The organism is Bacillus sp. 2B09 (genome assembly GCF_003946835.1).
GTDB lineage: Bacteria > Bacillota > Bacilli > Bacillales > Bacillaceae > Bacillus > Bacillus altitudinis.
Map to the genome: position 1 here is coordinate 552,911 of NZ_RPSG01000001.1, position 17,965 is coordinate 570,875.

20 protein-coding genes and 2 riboswitches are annotated in these 17,965 nt (G+C 39.5%); of the genes, 5 read left to right on the plus strand and 15 right to left on the minus strand.

From position 1 onward, the window contains the following. Positions 1–257: 257 nt before the first annotated feature. Together EBQ12_RS02815 and htpX are read right to left on the minus strand one after the other, a co-directional pair. Positions 258–1,604, minus strand: a complete 1,347-nt coding sequence (locus EBQ12_RS02815) for a TrkH family potassium uptake protein (RefSeq protein ID WP_007498761.1) — start codon at positions 1,602–1,604, stop codon at positions 258–260. 143 nt (positions 1,605–1,747) lie between these two features. Beyond that, positions 1,748–2,647 (minus strand): protease HtpX, encoded by a 900-nt coding sequence (htpX, locus tag EBQ12_RS02820; protein WP_007498762.1) that lies wholly within the window; start codon positions 2,645–2,647, stop codon positions 1,748–1,750. 279 nt (positions 2,648–2,926) lie between these two features. Between htpX and EBQ12_RS02825 the strand changes: the two genes are divergently transcribed. Both EBQ12_RS02825 and EBQ12_RS02830 read left to right on the plus strand, forming a co-directional pair. After that, positions 2,927–3,643: a DUF1836 domain-containing protein gene (locus EBQ12_RS02825; RefSeq protein WP_046343373.1), complete on the plus strand. Its 717-nt coding sequence runs from the start codon at positions 2,927–2,929 to the stop codon at positions 3,641–3,643. Between the two features lie 124 nt (positions 3,644–3,767). Further along, entirely contained in the window at positions 3,768–3,962 is a 195-nt protein-coding gene (locus EBQ12_RS02830; RefSeq protein ID WP_008346135.1) for an alpha/beta-type small acid-soluble spore protein, read from the plus strand. Positions 3,963–4,001: 39 nt separating this feature from the next. Here EBQ12_RS02830 and EBQ12_RS02835 read toward each other — a convergent pair whose 3' ends face one another. The 4 genes from EBQ12_RS02835 to EBQ12_RS02850 form a co-directional block, all read right to left on the minus strand. Beyond that, on the minus strand, positions 4,002–5,195 hold the full coding sequence (locus tag EBQ12_RS02835) for an anti-sigma factor domain-containing protein (RefSeq protein WP_125588976.1): 1,194 nt from the start codon (positions 5,193–5,195) through the stop codon (positions 4,002–4,004). After that, entirely contained in the window at positions 5,192–5,947 is a 756-nt protein-coding gene (sigI, locus tag EBQ12_RS02840; RefSeq protein ID WP_008346139.1) for an RNA polymerase sigma factor SigI, read from the minus strand. Before sigI ends, EBQ12_RS02835 begins: the two co-directional genes overlap by 4 nt. Before the next feature lie 214 nt (positions 5,948–6,161). Next, complete coding sequence (locus EBQ12_RS02845) at positions 6,162–6,953, minus strand: TerC family protein (protein ID WP_048003405.1); 792 nt, start codon at positions 6,951–6,953, stop codon at positions 6,162–6,164. A 32-nt stretch (positions 6,954–6,985) separates the two neighbouring features. Further along, positions 6,986–7,156, minus strand: a riboswitch (yybP-ykoY riboswitch). A 78-nt stretch (positions 7,157–7,234) separates the two neighbouring features. Then, positions 7,235–7,849 (minus strand): DedA family protein, encoded by a 615-nt coding sequence (locus EBQ12_RS02850; RefSeq protein WP_007498772.1) that lies wholly within the window; start codon positions 7,847–7,849, stop codon positions 7,235–7,237. Between the two features lie 248 nt (positions 7,850–8,097). Here EBQ12_RS02850 and EBQ12_RS02855 point away from each other — a divergent pair, with 248 nt between their 5' ends. Next, positions 8,098–10,521 carry a bifunctional diguanylate cyclase/phosphodiesterase gene (locus EBQ12_RS02855; protein ID WP_125588978.1) on the plus strand — a complete coding sequence of 808 codons (2,424 nt, stop codon included), beginning with the start codon at positions 8,098–8,100 and terminating at the stop codon, positions 10,519–10,521. Positions 10,522–10,551: 30 nt separating this feature from the next. Here the strand turns inward: EBQ12_RS02855 and EBQ12_RS02860 are convergent, their stop codons facing one another. The 3 genes from EBQ12_RS02860 to EBQ12_RS19305 form a co-directional block, all read right to left on the minus strand. Then, positions 10,552–11,016 (minus strand): MarR family winged helix-turn-helix transcriptional regulator, encoded by a 465-nt coding sequence (locus EBQ12_RS02860; protein ID WP_088004396.1) that lies wholly within the window; start codon positions 11,014–11,016, stop codon positions 10,552–10,554. Positions 11,017–11,372: 356 nt separating this feature from the next. Then, on the minus strand, positions 11,373–11,537 hold the full coding sequence (locus EBQ12_RS02865) for a hypothetical protein (protein WP_008346148.1): 165 nt from the start codon (positions 11,535–11,537) through the stop codon (positions 11,373–11,375). Positions 11,538–11,575: 38 nt separating this feature from the next. Then, positions 11,576–11,731 carry a hypothetical protein gene (locus tag EBQ12_RS19305; RefSeq protein ID WP_164511632.1) on the minus strand — a complete coding sequence of 52 codons (156 nt, stop codon included), beginning with the start codon at positions 11,729–11,731 and terminating at the stop codon, positions 11,576–11,578. A 192-nt stretch (positions 11,732–11,923) separates the two neighbouring features. Here EBQ12_RS19305 and EBQ12_RS02870 point away from each other — a divergent pair, with 192 nt between their 5' ends. Then, positions 11,924–12,253 (plus strand): MerR family transcriptional regulator, encoded by a 330-nt coding sequence (locus EBQ12_RS02870; protein ID WP_007498778.1) that lies wholly within the window; start codon positions 11,924–11,926, stop codon positions 12,251–12,253. Positions 12,254–12,506: 253 nt separating this feature from the next. Here EBQ12_RS02870 and EBQ12_RS02875 read toward each other — a convergent pair whose 3' ends face one another. After that, positions 12,507–12,869, minus strand: coding sequence for a cupin domain-containing protein (locus EBQ12_RS02875; RefSeq protein WP_098680936.1), 363 nt, complete (start codon positions 12,867–12,869; stop codon positions 12,507–12,509). 205 nt (positions 12,870–13,074) lie between these two features. Between EBQ12_RS02875 and EBQ12_RS02880 the strand changes: the two genes are divergently transcribed. Then, complete coding sequence (locus EBQ12_RS02880) at positions 13,075–13,938, plus strand: LysR family transcriptional regulator (RefSeq protein WP_125588981.1); 864 nt, start codon at positions 13,075–13,077, stop codon at positions 13,936–13,938. A 134-nt stretch (positions 13,939–14,072) separates the two neighbouring features. Here the strand turns inward: EBQ12_RS02880 and EBQ12_RS02885 are convergent, their stop codons facing one another. From EBQ12_RS02885 to EBQ12_RS02905, 5 genes are all read right to left on the minus strand, one after another. Then, the gene (locus tag EBQ12_RS02885) at positions 14,073–14,471 is read right to left on the minus strand and encodes a lipoprotein (RefSeq protein WP_048002065.1); all 399 of its coding nucleotides are present in this window, start codon (positions 14,469–14,471) and stop codon (positions 14,073–14,075) included. 101 nt (positions 14,472–14,572) lie between these two features. Next, entirely contained in the window at positions 14,573–15,931 is a 1,359-nt protein-coding gene (gene mgtE / locus EBQ12_RS02890) for a magnesium transporter (protein ID WP_007498785.1), read from the minus strand. 207 nt (positions 15,932–16,138) lie between these two features. Next, positions 16,139–16,302: riboswitch (M-box (ykoK) riboswitch) on the minus strand. A gap of 132 nt (positions 16,303–16,434) precedes the next feature. Further along, positions 16,435–16,578 (minus strand): hypothetical protein, encoded by a 144-nt coding sequence (locus tag EBQ12_RS19310; protein WP_008346168.1) that lies wholly within the window; start codon positions 16,576–16,578, stop codon positions 16,435–16,437. Between the two features lie 76 nt (positions 16,579–16,654). Then, positions 16,655–17,173, minus strand: a complete 519-nt coding sequence (locus EBQ12_RS02900) for a PepSY domain-containing protein (protein ID WP_008346169.1) — start codon at positions 17,171–17,173, stop codon at positions 16,655–16,657. A gap of 93 nt (positions 17,174–17,266) precedes the next feature. Further along, positions 17,267–17,956, minus strand: a complete 690-nt coding sequence (locus EBQ12_RS02905) for a PepSY domain-containing protein (RefSeq protein ID WP_039170297.1) — start codon at positions 17,954–17,956, stop codon at positions 17,267–17,269. Positions 17,957–17,965: the final 9 nt, after the last annotated feature.

A 17,965-nucleotide genomic window follows, 5' to 3' on the forward strand; every position in this document is an offset into this window, starting at 1 on the left:
GTGATTTAGCCAGTTATATAATGGAAATAAAAAACCAGCATTCAGTAGGAATGCTGGTCTGATTGTTGATAAAGAGTTAAAATGATCTTTATTTTAGCTCTTCTTCTTTTCAGCGTGATAGAAAACCTTTGCAGTCTAGGAAAGTCGAGCACCGGAGCGGAGCGAATTTGACATTCGTGAGCACCGGAGCACAGATTTGACAACGAATGCGAGGGTTTGGTCTACACGCTGAAACCAGTATTCAGTAGGAATGCTGGTTAGCCGATGATCACACGCTCTTTCGGATAATGATAATTCGCTTCACTTTCCCGGCGGCCAATTAAATACAAGAAGCTTGGAATTCCAATCCGTCCTATAAACATGACGACCATAATAATACACTTACCAAATACGGACAAGTCAGACGTAATTCCGAGCGACAGTCCTGTTGTTCCGAAGGCAGAACAAACTTCAAATAAAGTTTCAAGAAGTGTATGATGGTCTGATAAAGTTAACAGAAACGTAGCACCAAACACTAAAATAAAGGCCATCATCGTCACCATGAGGGATTTATTAATGTCCGCTTGATGAAGCTCTCTTTTAAAGATTTTAATGGACTTATTTCCTCTCGCAAAATGAAACAAAGCAAGTAAATTAAGGGCAAACGTGGTTGTCCGAATTCCGCCCCCTACCGAGCTTGGAGATGCCCCGATAAACATCAGCAAACATAAAAATAACAGTGTCGGCTCTGTCAATTGCGTAATATCTAATGTCGAAAGCCCGCCACTTCTAGTAGCTGTTGATTGAAACAAAGAATAAAACAAGATTTCATGCCAGCTCTTCCCTAGAAAAGTAAACCGAGCTTCAAGTGCATAAATCCCAATTGCCCCAACGACAACAAGGAGACCAAACGTGATTGTTGTAATTTTCGTAAACAATGAAAACGATGCATGTTTTCGGTCTTGATTGAATAAATAATCCTTTACTTCGACAAGTACCGGAAAGCCAATAGCGCCAAAAATGATGAGCAGCATCGTAATAAATTGGACGAAATAGTCATCTTTATAAGGAATTAACGAATTCCCAGTAATATCAAAGCCTCCATTGGTTGTGGCACTGATACTAGAGAAAAATCCGTGTAAAAAAGCGCCTTGCACATCGTAATACTTTAGAAAATACATACTTAAAATCAGACCGCCTACAAACTCAATCAGTAAGATTAAATATAAGACCTGCTTCATGAGTTTTACAATTCCTGATAAGTTGCTCTGGTTTTGGTCTGCCATAATTAATTTTCTTTCTTTAATGCCGATCCTTTTTCGCATAACCAGCCAGACGAATGTACCAAGGGTCATAATGCCGATACCCCCAATTTGCAAAACAAATGCAAGGATCCACATCCCGGTCACACTAAATGTTTGTGACGTATCGACAACAGTCAGACCCGTGACACTGACAGCACTCACAGCTGTAAATAGCGCATCAATAAATGTCCATTTGACTCCTTCTTGGTGAGCCACTGGCAGACTGAGTAGAATGAACGACACGGTCACAGCAAGAAAATAATAAAGGGCAATCAGCTGAAAAGCCGACAGCCGGTCGATTAGTTTTTTCATTGGATTCATGGTTATTCCTTCTTTTATCTTTCTTTTCGAATACTATATCATTTTAATGAAAAGAAAGAAGATTTTAAAGGTATTTTGTGCTTTATTTACTTTTTCATCAAAAAGAAAAAGACATCCTTAGGCAGAATGTCTTTTGATCTTTCTTATTTTGCTTCGAGTCTTCTAATTCTTTCGTTTAAATCAGGGTGTGTTGAGAAAAGAGAAGCTTTTCTTTTACCACTGATTTTCAGTGTAGCAACAGCTGTTTGATCATCATCTTTAATTCTTGATGTATACGCCTCTAGTGAACGGAGCGCATGAATCATTTTATCTTTTCCTGCAAGGTCCGCACCGCCGCGGTCTGCATGGAATTCGCGATGTCTAGAGTAAGCAAATACGACAAGGCTTCCTAAGATAGAGAAAATAATTTGGAAGACGATCACAGCGATAAAGTGAACAATCGGCACAAGCTCTTCACGTGGAACGAAACGGCTTGCGATCCATGCCGCAATTCTTGAAAGGAAGACAACAAACGTGTTGACGATTCCTTGAAGTAACGTCATTGTAACCATGTCACCGTTCGCTACGTGAGCGACTTCGTGAGCGATAACCCCTTCAACTGCTGCATCATCCATTTCATGAAGCAATCCAGTTGATACGGCAACAAGCGATCTTCTTTTAGAAGGACCTGTCGCAAATGCATTTACTTCAGATGATTGGTAAATACCGACCTCAGGCATTTTAGAAAGGCCTGCTGCTCTTGATAGTCTGTGAACGCGGTCAACAAGCTGCTGCTCATCATATGTTAGTGAATCCTTTTCTGGATTTAACACACGCACACCCATCATCATTTTTGCCATCCAGCGAGACATCGCTAGTGACATAAACGAGCCTACAAAACCAACAACTGCACTGAATACAAGAAGATAAAGGATATTAAGTCTTCCGTCTGCTCCTATATAAGAACCAACACCAGTTGCTGCACTAATAACCGATAGGACAATACCAATCGTAGTGATAACAAGAATGTTCGTTAATATAAACAGAAATATTCTTTTACCCATACATAACCTCCGCTGTCATATTAAGTTCATTTGAACTTATTAATAAAATTATAAAAATAAACGTCTCAAATTGCAAGGAAAAAGGAATCGTTTTCTATGTTTATCATACTGGCTAAAACCTCGTCATTTCAATGATTACGCTACTTGCATCCGCAAACAAGTGAACAAATTGTGACGCACCGGTCCTATTTTAGTTTATTTTGCATTTTCATTAAAAAGAGATTATGATGTTGAATTAGATCAATAATCACGTTTTTGACGTACAAAATGAGGTGGAACATGGTGACTTTTAAATTAACGAGAATTGACATGACGAGACTTCTGTATTCTCTAAAAGGCGAGGGAGATCTGACTCCGCTTCAGCTTTTGAATTTATCTGTAAAAAGCGATAAGGAACATGAATATGATGAATTAAGAATCCCTTCGTTTTTTGAAAAACTCGAACGGCGGAAGCAAAAATCAGAGCACGGGCTTTCAACGAACGAAATCGTTGAGCTTGGCAACTTGTGTGAACTGACTTCTCTTAAATCGACAGCCATTCAAAACTGGATCAAGCGCGATATTAAAGATATGATCGGCCATCCAGAGCTTGGCAAGAAGTACTCCATTGATCAAGTCGTTATTTTATTAATTGTCCGGGATTTAAAATCAGTATTTGATTTTGATTCTATTCGTACGATCTTATCTGCCTTATTTAATACGATCACAGATCGAACGGATGATATTATCAGCCCCATCCGTTTTTATGAAGCATATGCGCACGTCCTTGATTTTATTTATCACCATACACATTTTCCATTAAAGGAAACGAATTTACGAGAAATGACAGAAGAGCAGACGGACAAACTCCACGAAGAGTTTACAGAATTGACGAAGCCGCAATGGCATTTGATTAAAGGCATTATCAGTTCTACCGTGTTCTCCGTTTTCACTTCTCACTTGCAAAGCACAGCGCAAGAAATGATGTTGAATACGCTTCAGCTGAAAAAGGCTTAAAACTGAGCCCGAGGTGACCTTCATCACCTCGGCTTTTTTGTGCAGCAATTGCCAGCATAATTGCAGGCTGTTTTTTTCAAAATAAGAAGGCGCAACAAACATGAGGTGAAAGGAGGAATATGTGATGGCAAATCGAAATCAACTTCTTGTTCCTGGAGTAGAACAAGCTTTAGATCAATTTAAATACGAGATCGCTCAAGAATTTGGCGTGAATCTCGGTTCAGATACAGTCGCACGTTCAAACGGTTCTGTTGGCGGCGAGATGACAAAAAGACTCGTACAGCAGGCGCAATCTCAAATGGGCCATTCAACTAAATAAAGACATGGTGAAATACGCCGGATCTATTCTGGCGTTTTTTTACTGTTCATATGTAGGCTCATCCCGGTTTTCACGGTATGAGGGCGGTGTGTTTTTTTCTTTTTGTTTGACGCCATCTCTGTTACGTTCGACGTACGGACGATTCTGACCACTGTCGTTTTTTTTTACATGCTTTTCAGCATCACCACGTGATGTGCCATTTGGATGTCTTTTTTCATCAGGATCAGTCGAGTGATTTTTTTTTTGCTCTTTGTCTTTTTCAAAAGGGCGGTCCTTTTCTTCTTTTCCCTTTTTCTCTTTATTTTCATGATTAGGGCTTGTTTGGTGAGGCTTTTGAACAGCTCCTTGCTCTTCCCTCTCAACTTCCTTCTGCTCTTTGTCTTCGCCTTCTGGAGCCTCTTTATCCGGCTGCATCTCATCGCTACCGTCTGTCTTGATGTCTTCTTTTTTGTCTTCGTCTTTTTGATCTTCATCAGCATTTTTCGGCTCTTCTTCTTTGACAGCCTCATCATCTGCTGGATCTTCATCTTCTTTTTTAACGTCCTCTTGTTCGTTGTCTTGCATTTCTTGATTTCTAATATAAGTTCCTGTTGAGATGCCTGCTTTTTGTGCCTTTTCTCTTGTTTCCAGGTCACCTTCCACAGTTTCTAGCTTATAATTGCGCTTTTGATATTCCCCCGAGATGGTGCTGATTTTACTTTTTACGTTTGTTTTGTATGTATGATCCTGCTTGTTTTCATAAACAGTTGAAATATAAATGCTTTTAGAGTGGTTCACGTATCCCTTTTTATCACAATCATCGATGATTTCCTGCACGACTTTGGTCATGTCGTTTTTTTCTAAATCTTTCATACTGGCCAGTACTTGCTTCGCATCTTTATTCAGCGGAGTGACACCGATCACTTGATAATTGTGATCGAGTTTCAGCTCAAAGCTTGGGTTAATGTCAATCGTCATATATGCATATGCTTTTTGACTTGAGAAAGATGGCATCATAGTGAAAATCACGACAATAATTGCTGCAATTGATAGAATTCCTGCATTTAACGGACGTAAACGAAGCAGGTCAAAAAAACCGGCTCTTTTTCTTTCGAGACGTGATTCATTCGGAAACGTCACTTCTTGACCGATTTCATAGTCTTGCTGTTCATACTTTGTCCGCAGAAATTGTCCATCAGGGGTCAGCAGTGTGACATATTTTTTGTTTTTCTCTACTATAATGCCTCTTCTCATGAATTAAGCACCCCTTTTAGGTAATCTTTCAAATACACATAATCACCTGTCATAATGATCGCCATCGCAATAATATATTTTCTATTTCTCTCAATCGTTTTGCGGCTGACTTCCACTAGCTTTTCCAGCTGTTTGACTGGCAATTGTTTTTTCTGAAATAAAATGGTTCTCAGTTCATCGTGCTTCACGAGTGTATGGGCCACTTTAATGGCATTTTGTCTCGCATCCGCATGCTTTGGTGAATGCTCAAGCAGTTCTTGAAACGTAAGACCATATACTTTCAATCGTTCTTTAAAATGTTCAATCTCTTCTCTTCTATGTTCTTGTTCAATTAAACGCCTATATTCATTTGCAGAAAGCTCTGCTTCAATCATGCTTTGTGAGTATTCGCCATTCTCACTTTCTTGAAGGTCCATTTGAACCGTTGGCGCGTTTCTTGCTTCTTTTCGAATATAGTCGATTACTTTTCTTTTAATAATTAACTCCGCAAATGCAAGGAGTGAGTTGCCTTTTTCGGCAGAGTATTTTTCTATCGCTTCATTAAAGGCAATTAAGCCTACGCTAAATTCATCATCTTTTTCATCTATATATCGTTTACAAACGGATGAAACCGTCTTAGCGACAAATGGTTTGTATTGCTCGATTAATGCATTTTGCAGCTCGGTATCACCCTGTTGGATGTTGATTGCCGACTGCTCTAATGTTTGCTTTTTCTTTCCCTTTTTAAACAAAAGGCTAAGCAATGGTTTCACCTCAGTTCTCCCTATATTACTCATTTATGATAGCTAATTTATGAGGGAAGCGCAAAGGAAGAAATGAGGAATTCATTTCCTGTTACTCAATTGTGACATGTATTTCTTTATCTACTTTACAACGTTTCGTTTAAAAGCAAAGAAATAAGGGGGTATCCCCCCTTTTTTGTAATATACGTGTTATGAAAATGAAATGATATTTCTTTCAAAAAACCTACTCTTCCAGCCGCATCTCTTGTTTTTCCTCGTTTTGCTGGCCGCCTTTTCTTGATGGACTTGATAAAAACCAACCAAATGCTGCAATTGCGAGAAGAACCGTCCAGAAAATGACTTTCCATAATGTTGAATGAATGAAATGAGAGGACACGACCCCAATGGCTGGATGAGAAAGTGTATAGAGCGTCAGCTTCACGCCAACCCATCCGACAATGACAAATGCTGCTGTTTCTAGGCTTGGTCTCGTTTTAAGCAGTTTCACAAATACAGTCGCCGCAAACCTCATGATCACTAGACCAATGATACCGCCCAATAGAATGACAATAAATTGACCGCCATCAAGCCCGCCAATTTGTGGAAGGTTTGTTGCTGGCAGAGTCACAGCTAATGCAACAGCTGCTAAAATAGAATCTACTGCAAATGCAATGTCAGCAAGCTCAACTTTCACGACGGTTGCCCAAAAGCCGCTTTGTTTCATGTTTGTGTCTGCTTCCTTTTTCTTAAATACGTGCGATTTTAAAATATGGTGAATCGAAATATAGAGAAGATATATTGCGCCAATGGCTTGAACTTGCCACACATCTACTAAAAACGAAATAAGAAAAAGAGAACCAAATCGCATGACAAATGCTCCCGCAAGTCCGTAAAATAATGCCTTTTTTCTTTGTTTTTCAGGAAGGTGTTTGACCATCACAGCCATAACCAGCGCATTATCAGCTGCTAAAATCCCTTCTAATCCAATCAATACGAGAAGAACCCACCCGTACTCTAAAATAATTGCTGCATCCATCATCATTCCTCCTTATTTTTTATCTATTGTCCCACAACAGACAAAGGCTTATGAATGCAAAAAAGACCTTTGCCTGTAATGGCAAAGGTCTTGCTAGACATGTGATATGTAAATCATGCCAACAAAGCCGATGGAATGAGGTTCCATGTAATGACGACTTTGTTTCCGGTAAAAACCGGACGCTACTCCCCTTTGGTGGGATTAAGAATATTTAGATTACTTATATCATAATCAACAGACCCCGTATTGTCAACAGGTGACTTTTCATCTTCACCCACTGATTAAGCCGTTGGTGTTTCTGTTTTTCTTTTTCTTCGTTTCAGCCACACGTAGAGAACAAACAATAAGAGCATACCAATTCCAATCGGCAATACATATGGTTCTAAAATGGTTCCAACCTCTTGCCAGTTCTCCCCAAGGACAAATCCTAGGTACACATATACAAATGTAATTGGCGTAATCGCCAAAAACGTATACAGGCAAAAAACCCACACATTCATCTTCGCAATCCCGCACGGAATGGAAATAAGGGTTCTGACCCCTGGAATAAACCGGCCACTAAACGCAACAAATCCGCCATGCTTTTCAAAAAAGGCATCCGATTTATCAAGTGACTCAGGTTTCACAAAGAAATATTTCCCATATTTATTTAAAAAGGGTCTCCCTCCATAACGCCCTAACCAGTACAAGGTCAAGGGGCCTGCCACACCGCCAATAGAACCGGCAGCCACAACACCGATGAAGGCCATGTCCCCTTTTGAAACCCAGTAACCTGCAAGAGGCAACACCACTTCAGCAGGAACAAATTCAATGCATAATGCAAGAAAGATGCCGAAGTACGACAAATTCTTAAAGGCATCAGCTAATGAAATAATAAAATCTTCGATGTTTATCAATCCCTTTCACACATAATCAGTTTGACAGGCTATGCTTGCAAATCGTACCGTGCCACCTATTAAACGAATTTAAAACCAAAAACGATTCACTTTTCTTCGTTTTTTTACATTAAATTTGATTTTACTATAAAAAATGGTCAAAAAAAATGCTGAATGCCCTTTTTAAGTAAAGGAAAAGTGAACACAGGCGCCACTTGATCCGATATATTAAGTATATGTCTGTTTTTAGATACAGGAGGTTTTCTTACATGACACATTTAACAGGAAGCTACAACGGATGGCTTGTCTTTCTGTCAGTCGCTGTCGCCGCTGTCGCCTCCTACTCAGCTCTTCAATTAGCCAGCCGGGTGATCCAGTCGAGCGGCGCAAAGAAAAGAGTATGGTTGATCATTGGTGCGATGATCATGGGGATGGGGATATGGTCGATGCACTTTATTGGCATGATGGCGTTTCATCTACGCTCTGGTATCACATATGAAACACCCTTACTCATTTTATCGATTTTGGCCTCTTTTATCGGTTCTTTCATTGCTTTTTCAATATGTATTCAGCAGCAACTTTCCACAAGACGACTTTTGATTAGTTCGATCACGATGGGCTCAGCTATTTGCAGCATGCACTATCTCGGATTGGAATCAATGGCGAATGTCACCATCAGCTATGACCCTGTTCTCTTTTTTCTTTCGTTTTTTATTGGTGCGCTCGCTTCATTCTTTTCATTACACCTTTTTTTCCGGCTCCATCGCTCTGAGAAAAGGCGGGAGGATCAGCTGTTAAAAATAGCGGGTGCACTGATGATGGGCAGTGCTATTGCGGGCATGCATTACACTAGCATGGCGTCTTCGACGATGTTTTTTCATTCAGATGGTCAGGTCGCTGCGGGTGGTTCTCTTGAAATGTCACCATTTAGCCTGTCCATTTTCATCGGCCTGATGACACTTATCGTCCAATCACTCATGATTTTCGGCGCCTATATTGATCACCGGATTATGTCACAATCAGATCAGCTAAAAGAAAATGAACAGCGGTTCCAATCACTGATCAAGCATAATATAGATGGTATTATCGTATTATCTGTTGATCGAAAAGTGATATCTGCGAATGACCCAGGCAAACACATTTTGAAAATGTGCAATTCCTGGATTGGTGATGATGTGAGTCAATACGTCATGCCGACTGAGATGTGGGAAGACTTTATTTATCAATCAAAAAAAGCAATTACGCGTGAAGCAGAACTGAAAGCAGCAGATCGTTTTTATTATTATCATGTTACATACATACCCGTACACGTCAACCATACACTTGACAGCATTTATCTCGTTTTAAAGGATTTAACCCAGCAGAAGATTGCTGAAAAAGAAATTCATGTGATGGCACATTATGATGCATTAACTGAACTTCCGAACCGTCGTCACGGAATTAATCATTTAAATGATGTTTTATCCGCTCAAGAAGAGACAAAAACGTCAACGGCAGTTCTTTTTCTTGATTTAAATCGGTTTAAAATTATTAATGATGCCCTTGGTCATAACATAGGCGATCTGCTGTTGAAAGCCGCCGCAAACAGACTAACCAAATGTTTGCCTGACAATGGCTTTATTGCAAGAATTGGCGGGGATGAATTTTTAATGATCTTTCCTCACATGGAGCATAACACACATAAAATTGAACAGCTTTTGAAAAACATCATTCGCCAATTTGAACGTCCTTTTTTCATTCAAAACCATCAGCTCATTACATCCATTAGTATTGGAATCGCCATCTCTCCGCAAAATGGAAAGAATGGTATGGAATTGATGAGAAAAGCAGATATGGCCATGTATTTATCAAAGAAACATAAACAAAGCCGCTATGAATTCTTTACTGAATCTATGGAAAGATTGAGTGAGGACAGACTCAATCGCGAACTGGAGCTACGAGATGCCATTCAAAGAAAGCAGTTTGTGCTTCATTATCAGCCGCAAATCAGCGCCAAAACAAGACAGATGACAGGTGTTGAAGCTCTATTAAGAATGAAAGCACCAGACGGTTCTCTAAAATCACCCGAGGCTTTCATTGAACTTGCTGAAGAATCCGGCCTGATTATCGATATTGGAAGGTGGGTCATTGACACGGCATGTCAGCAGGCAAAATTGTGGTATGACAAGCAATTGAAAATCCCTGTAGCGGTCAATTTATCTGCTAAGCAGTTTAACTCTGAAGACTTAATTGATTTGATCAAACTAACGCTAAAAAAATACGACCTTCAACCATCACTTCTTGAGCTTGAAGTGACAGAAAGCATGACAATGGACAACATCAAGCAGTCAAAACAAGTACTGACATCTCTAAAACAACTTGGCGTCCGTATTAGTATTGATGATTTTGGTACAGGCCACAGCTCTTTAAGCTATTTGAAGGATTTGCCGATTCACCGCCTGAAAATTGATAAATCATTTATCGAGGATATTTTGAGCGATTCAAAGTCTGAGCAAATCACAGGGGCTATTATTGCAATGGGGCACCAGCTATCTCTAGAAGTCATTGCTGAAGGTGTTGAAACTTTTGCACAAGCACAACTTTTATCTGCGCAGGGCTGTGACGATCTACAAGGCTTTTATTATGCCAAGCCACTTCCAGCTAGTGATATTGAAAAATTTATCGCCTATCCTGCTCATCAGCTGGATACATAAAAAAGGTGCCCATCGTGGCACCTTTTCGTTTTATCTAAATAACAAATGCTGACTGTGAATACCTGCTTTTTTCAGCAGACTAATTAATTGCTCCTGTTCTTCACGCGAAAGACCAGAAAACGCCCGCGCAATTCGAAGAGAATGGATTGGATAAATTTTATCCAAATAACTGCGCCCTTTATCCGTTAAATGGGCATAAACTGACCGTTTATCCTTTGGGTCCTGTTCTCTTTCAATGAAACCATTTCGTTCTAACTTGTCAATTACGTACGTCACATTCCCGCTGACAAGCAGGAGTCTTGAGCCGATTTGCTGAAGTTTTTGAGCACCTCTCGTATACAGTAATTCGAGAACGGCAAATTCAGTTGGATTGAATCCATGCTCCTTGCTGTCTCTAATACTGTGTTCGGAAACGCTTTTAAATGCCCTTGCAAAAACTTTGTAAAGCGTCATTGAACGTTCTACTTCTTCTTCATTAAACGATAGTCTCATCACATATCTACCTCTTATAATATTTTTTTAACTTCAAGGCTTTCTTGCGGTGCAGTTGGAGCCTTTCGTAAAAAATAGAAGTACGTTTTTGAAAACCCTTTCAACCACATAAGTGACTCCATTCGTGTTATGTATAAGATTTCGATATAAACTTTTAAAATCCTTCTTATTTTTCACAATCATCTCGAAAAAAAGCTTTTCCAGCAAACCATCATGTTACGACAAATTTTAACATAATCTGTAAAGGCTCTATATTTTCTTACATTTGATTCGTCAAATTTCTACAAAATTCAATATTGCTATAATATTAAACACACAAAAAAAGACCCTTCATGTGACAACGCACATGATAAGGGATGTTAAAGATAGCGATCGGTTTTGTTGAAAAAGAAATGATACTCTTTTTTTAAGTCACTAATTGTCATGTTCTTGGTCATATCAGGGCTGTACACCCCAAGTGAGCAAAGCTGCTTCGTATAATAATGTCTTTCTTTCGCTAAAGCTTCTTTTAATATACGCCGCATGACATCTCCCCTCCTATCAATGGATATGGATCGGGTGCTTATGAGGACTTTTTATACAAATCATTTTGTACGGCTCTAAGAAGAGCATGTGCATTCTGACCCGCAGCCTGCATGAACTGCTCCAGCAGTTCATCCCTCTTCACATCTAATGCGATGATTTCTTTTGCCATACGGATGATCTGTGTTTCCTCCATCAAGTGCGCCTCCTCCTCATTTTTTCTTTTTCTTATCATATGTTTACGTGATATGATTTGCACTTTATATGTCAATTTTCCTTCCATTGTTTTTCACTTTATTCATTTTTGTGTTATATTATCTAACAAACGTTAGGTTTTTTTACTGACTGTTGGATATAATATGAAGAAAAGACTTGCAGGGGTGAGGATATGACGCAGGAAGATGTATCTTATAAAGATAAAAAAGTCATTTCAATCGGGATTGTCAGTGAATTAACAGGACTTTCCGTCAGGCAAATCCGATATTATGAGGAACGGAAACTCATCTATCCCCAGCGCTCAACAAGAGGCACACGGAAATATTCTTTTTCTGATGTAGAACGTTTAATGGATATCGCCAATAAACGGGAAGATGGTGTGCAGACAGCGGAGATTTTGAAAGACATGAAGAAAAAAGAACAGGCATTAAAAAGCGGACAATATAAGAAAAAGATGCTGGAAGGTCAAATTAACGCGCACTTCCGGTACAAGAATCGATGAACTAAATAACAATCGCTTACTCAGCAAAATAGACTTAGTATCTGATCGTCCTGAATATGAAACGATGAAAGCACAAACCGACCCAAAGACCGATTCTTGCTGAAGAGTTTCAGGTAGCGAAAACAAATGCGTTACAGCTCATCTGAATCATTGAAGCAACAAAACGAGGCAGCAATTGCAGCCTCGTTATTAGCTAAAACAACCATTCAACTATTTATCACCTAAGATACTTGATCTTTAACGATTTAGTTTTTCAAATTTGTTCAGGAATCGAAACAGTTCGTTCATTGAGCACATTCCCCGTGTTTAGCGTCGTTTTGGGTTCTATTAAGAGCAAGTGAACTTCTTCTTCAGCAATTGGCTGATGTTCAACTCCTTTTGGAATCACAAGAAATTCCCCTTCATGAAGCGTTATTTCCCTATCCCTAAAACGGATGACTAGATTGCCTTTCCACACAAAGAACATTTCATCCTCATCATCATGGTGATGCCAAATGAATTCACCCTTAATTTTCACCATTTTCATGTATGAGTCGTTCAACTCTCCACCTATTCTAGGATTCCAATAATCATTTATTTGCGAAAATTTTTCTTCGATATTTACCTTTGAAATCAATCGATTCCCTCCTCATTAAATGGAAACATCTGTTTGAATTGTCACAGCTAAAAAATTCTCATTTTCTCCTCTCGATCAGATAAAAGGGACGCAATGAGCCTCAACCTCTTCTATCATTTAGTTTACATACTTCTTTGGATCACGTAAAATCAAAAAATAGTATATAGATCATCACAATTTGTGATGCAAAAAAAGGAGAGTTAGTTTGGATATTAAATCTTTGGAAGTATTTAAATCCGTTGCCATTGAACAAAGCATCACAAAAGCTGCTCAAAAATTAAATTATGTGCAGTCCAATGTCACCGCAAGAATCCAACGTCTTGAACAAGAGTTAGGTGTACCTCTTCTCTATCGATATCATAAGAAAATATCTTTAACGCCTGCAGGACGTGAACTGCTGCCCTATGTAAATAAATTACTATACGATTACGAAGAAGCGATAGAAGCAGTAAAGCTTTCCTCTACTCCGCGGGGATCTTTACACATTGGATCTATAGAGTCTACCGCATCTACAAGATTGCCCAGCATTTTCACAGAATATCACAAAAAATTTCCACAAGTAGAATTGAGCTTGTATATGGCACCTACAGTCGACCAAGTTAGCGCTATCCTCAACTACAAAGTAGACGGGGCCTTGGTAGATGGGCCAATTCTTCATCCAGAAATCATCGAGTATCCTGTATTGGAAGAATCCCTCGTTCTCATTACAAGCTACTCCACGGAGCAATTCCAGGTAGAATCTATTTTACATGAGCCGTTGCTCTCGTCATTCGCCCATTGTATTTATTTAGGACGATGGCAAAAGTGGCTAGAGAACAACGGCTATCCCCCTATGAAGGTCATGGAATATGGTACGTTAGAGGGCGTCCTTAAATGTGTTGAAAGCGGGCTGGGAGTGACTATATTACCAAAATCTATGGTTGAATCTCGGGGAGAAGGCAAATTTACCTGTCATCCATTACCAGAACCACATCGAATCGTACCCACTGTGTTGATCAGGCGACGTGATTCGTACATGACCAGTGCCCTGTCACAATTTATGGAGTTAATAGGCATTACGAATATGTGATCTGAGACAGATCATTGTTTTCATTAATAAGATCATGTGTGATACAAAAAAGAGGATAGATAGAGCGACATTCTTTCAGCTCTTCTATCCTTTTACATTATCTCAACTTATGCCAAGCATATGAACGATTCTTTTTATTTAGATGAAGCATCAGTTCCTTCAACAACCCCTACAAAGTCAATTCGTACGCCGCCTTTTTCAGGATCTTCTTTCACCCGAAAGGCAAGCGCCTTTTTTTCTCCAGTGTTTGCATCTTTATAATTTGCATGAAAGACGTGGATGCTGGCTTCTTCCAATTGAAAATCTTCATAAGAAAGCGTCTCAATTCCCCATTCCTTTTTCGATTTAAGAATGTCACTTGGACTTGGGACTGCGCCTTCGACATAGACGTTGTCCATTTTTCGTTTATTTCCTTCAGTTATCGCTTCAAGCATATGCTCTGATGCTACCAGTCTTCTATCTTTTCCCTCGTCTTCTCTTGAACATGCACTTAGCAAAACAATGCACATGAAAATGAATAAAAGCTTCTTCATTTTTCTCTCCCACCTTCTCCTTAAAATGTAAAGGATGGAAGCGCTATATGCAATCTTTATTCAAAAAAGACTGTAAAACGTTACATTTTACAGTCTTTTGACTACATCAGTGTATGAAGAAATGCTGTTGCAATTCCAAAATAGATGAGTAAGGATAAAATATCATTCAATGTTGTGATCAGCGGTCCAGATGCAATGGCTGGGTCGACGTTTAATCTGTGTAAAATAATCGGCACGACCGTACCTGCCATTGTCCCAATAATCAGTGTTGCAAGAAGCGAGGAACCAACAACAAAACCTAAAATCATATTGCCCTGCCATACCATGGCAACGACCGTAATAATGATTGAACAAACAATCCCAATATAAATACTTGTTCTCAGCTCTCTGAAAATCAAGCGCATAATGGTTTTTTTCGTTAATTCTTCTTTTGACAATCCTCTAATGACAACCGCTAGAGACTGTGTCCCTGTATTCCCTGTCATACCTGCAATCATCGGCATGAAGAATGCTAAAGCAACGACTTGCTGCAGGGTATCTTCAAAATAATTTAAGATACTACCTGAAATCAGCCCAATGAATAAGAGCAAAATGAGCCATGGAAGACGGCGGTATGCCGCCACAAATGCCGGTGTGTCGAACGTGATATCTTTACCAGAGGCAGCAAACTTTTCATAGTCTTCTCCTGCCTCTTGAATCACAACATCAATGATATCATCGACTGTCACAATTCCGACTAAGACATTGTTCTCTTCTACAACAGGGATGGCAAGGAAATCATATCGTTCAATGAGCTTTGCGATTTCTTCCTGGTCTTGAAAGGCACCAACGGCAATGACTCTTGTAAACATAAGATCCTGCACTTTTTCATCTGGTTCACCTAAAATAAGATCCCTGTATGAGAGTACCCCTACAAGCTGTTTTTGATCATTTATGACATATAAGTAGTTGATCGATTCGGCAATTTCAGCAAAGCTTTTCAGCTTCACCACGGCATCTTGAACCGTATAATGCTGCGGAATCCAAACGTACCGATTGGTCATGATCCGACCTGCTGTCTCAGCAGGGTAATTCATGAGAAGCTGGACGGCTTTGGATTCCTCTGCCTCCATGTTAGATAAAAGCTGATCCTTCAGCTCATCCTCCATCTCATCAAACAAGTTGGCAAGGTCATCGTTATCCATTTTGTTTGTGACGAAGGTGGCTTTGTCTTTCCCTACTTTTTCAAGAACAATCTCTTGATATTCCCGCTCCAGTTCACCCATCATTTCCGTCACGTCATCGACTGTTAAAAAGCTGAGAAAGCGGCCGCGGTGTTTTTCTGGAAGCTCCTTGAATAAGTAGGCCATATCATAAGGCTGCAGTTCTTCCATAATGTTTTTAAATTCTTTACGTTTTCCATCTCTTAGTAAAATAATGATGCGTAAAATGAGTTCATCGTACGTAATGTTCTGTATCATCGCTGTTACCTCCCCAAAATCAGGAGATACCCGAATCCCTTAGATTGTGCGGGGGTCAGGATCTCCTCTATCTGATGCGTCAATCTGATCTTTTGACATACTCTCTATGTGTCTCGAATCGGGATGATCCATCCCCACACCTCCTTTTCTCATAAAAAAGCACCTTCAACCGAATGAAGGCGCTTTGTAAGCATGACAAATAAACACTTGCTCCTTCAATCGTAGAGCTTTAGCACTGTATGGCATAGGATTCATCCAGCTGCATTAAAAATCACCTTATGTCGATGATTCCTGTTGACCCATTGGCGTCTTTGGACATTTTTGGGCAGCAGCGTATCTCCATACAGGAGCCTCACCTAACGAAGTCTCATATTGTTGACACACTGAGATTACAGAAAAAGCGCAATGATGTCAATAAGCAAGATGCCAAGTTTCCTGATGTATTCGCTTACTTTTCAAAAAAAAGAGCGATAGACAAGTTGACCATCGCCCTTTCATGTCTTTTATTCCTCTTCTGGCTGATTCATATCCTCTTGGGAGAGGAGATGAAAGGAATCATGCAAAAACAAAGCATATCCCTCTCCATCAGGATGGGGAACATATTCCGCACGATCCATCGTCTGTTCTTCTTCTTTTTTCTTCATCATATTCTCTCGCCTCCTTTCCAGTAGTTTGTCCCAATGAAAAAACCTTACACATAAAAGTGTAAGGTTCATTTATGGCTTAATCGTCCCATTCTTGCTTGAGGATTTTGCCTGTTTTAGCGGAAATCTCAAAATCAACTTCTTCGCCGCTTGGTGTCGTAATTTCAATTTCATACAAGTACACACCATTTTCTTTATCTAATTCCGAATCTGTGACTGTTCCTTTTACTTTTGCAAGGGCAATTTGTTCAGCCTGTTTTTTGGTGATTTTTACATTTTGTTTCTTTTCTTTGACTGGATCATTGAGCGCTTTGCCTGTTTTGGCATCGACATATACTTTATATTCAAAGCCGCCTTTTTTAATCTCGACCTCATATACCCATTTTCCTTTTTTACGCTCAAGATCTACATCATCTACATAGCCTTTCACAACTTTTAATGCTGCTTTTTCAGCCTGTTTCTTTGAGACAAATGAAGATTTCTTTTGCACCACTTGTTCGGCATTTGCCGTTTGATTGGTATTTTGCGCTTGAAGGGTGAAACCACCTGCGACAAGGGCTCCTGTGAATGCTGTAGCTACTAGTACTTTTTTTATCATGTTTAACTCCTCCTCTGTTTGATTTCTCCTTTATCTTAAAAAAACAAGATGATAAAGGAAGGAAAGGAACATGAGAAAATCATGAGAAAATGATTAGTTTTCGTACGTAATGCCTTCAATATCTCCTGTATAGGCATTCACTAACACCTCTGCCTCTCTTCCATCCGGCAAATCGAGCTCTACCTCAAACACGAGCATTCCGCTAAAAGTTTCAAGATCTGCATCATCCACTGTGCCGCCCACTTCTTTTACGGCAATCTGAATGGCCTCTTCTACCGTTATTTTTGTCAGCTTCTTTTCTTTAGAGGTTGGCTTTTTCTTTTCTGCTTCAATCACCTTGAACGTGTCTTTCTCAACATCCACTTGATACAGTTCTTTTTTTGATTGAATCGTAAAGATAAAGCGATCCGATTTTTCTTTCTTTTGAATCACGGTACCCTTCACTTTTTTCACTGCCACTTCTTCTGCTTGGAGTTCGGCATTTTTCTCATTTGGTTTTTGATAGCTCTTTAACTGTTTCATCTCTTTCATTTGACCGCTTGAGGAAGATGCAATGATTTGATAGATGCCATTTGAATTTTCAAGCGTCAATGTATAGTCCTGTTTATGATTGATCAGATCAATATTTGTGATGTTTCCATTGTAGTCTTTTGCGATGATTTTTTTAATGTCTGCTTCGCTTAATATTTTTTTGTCAATGGTTTGAATCATGAGCATTGCAAAGGCCACAAGAATGAAAAGACATCCTGCGAGCGTAAGCAGCATTTTCATTTTTTTAGACATGCAGCGCCT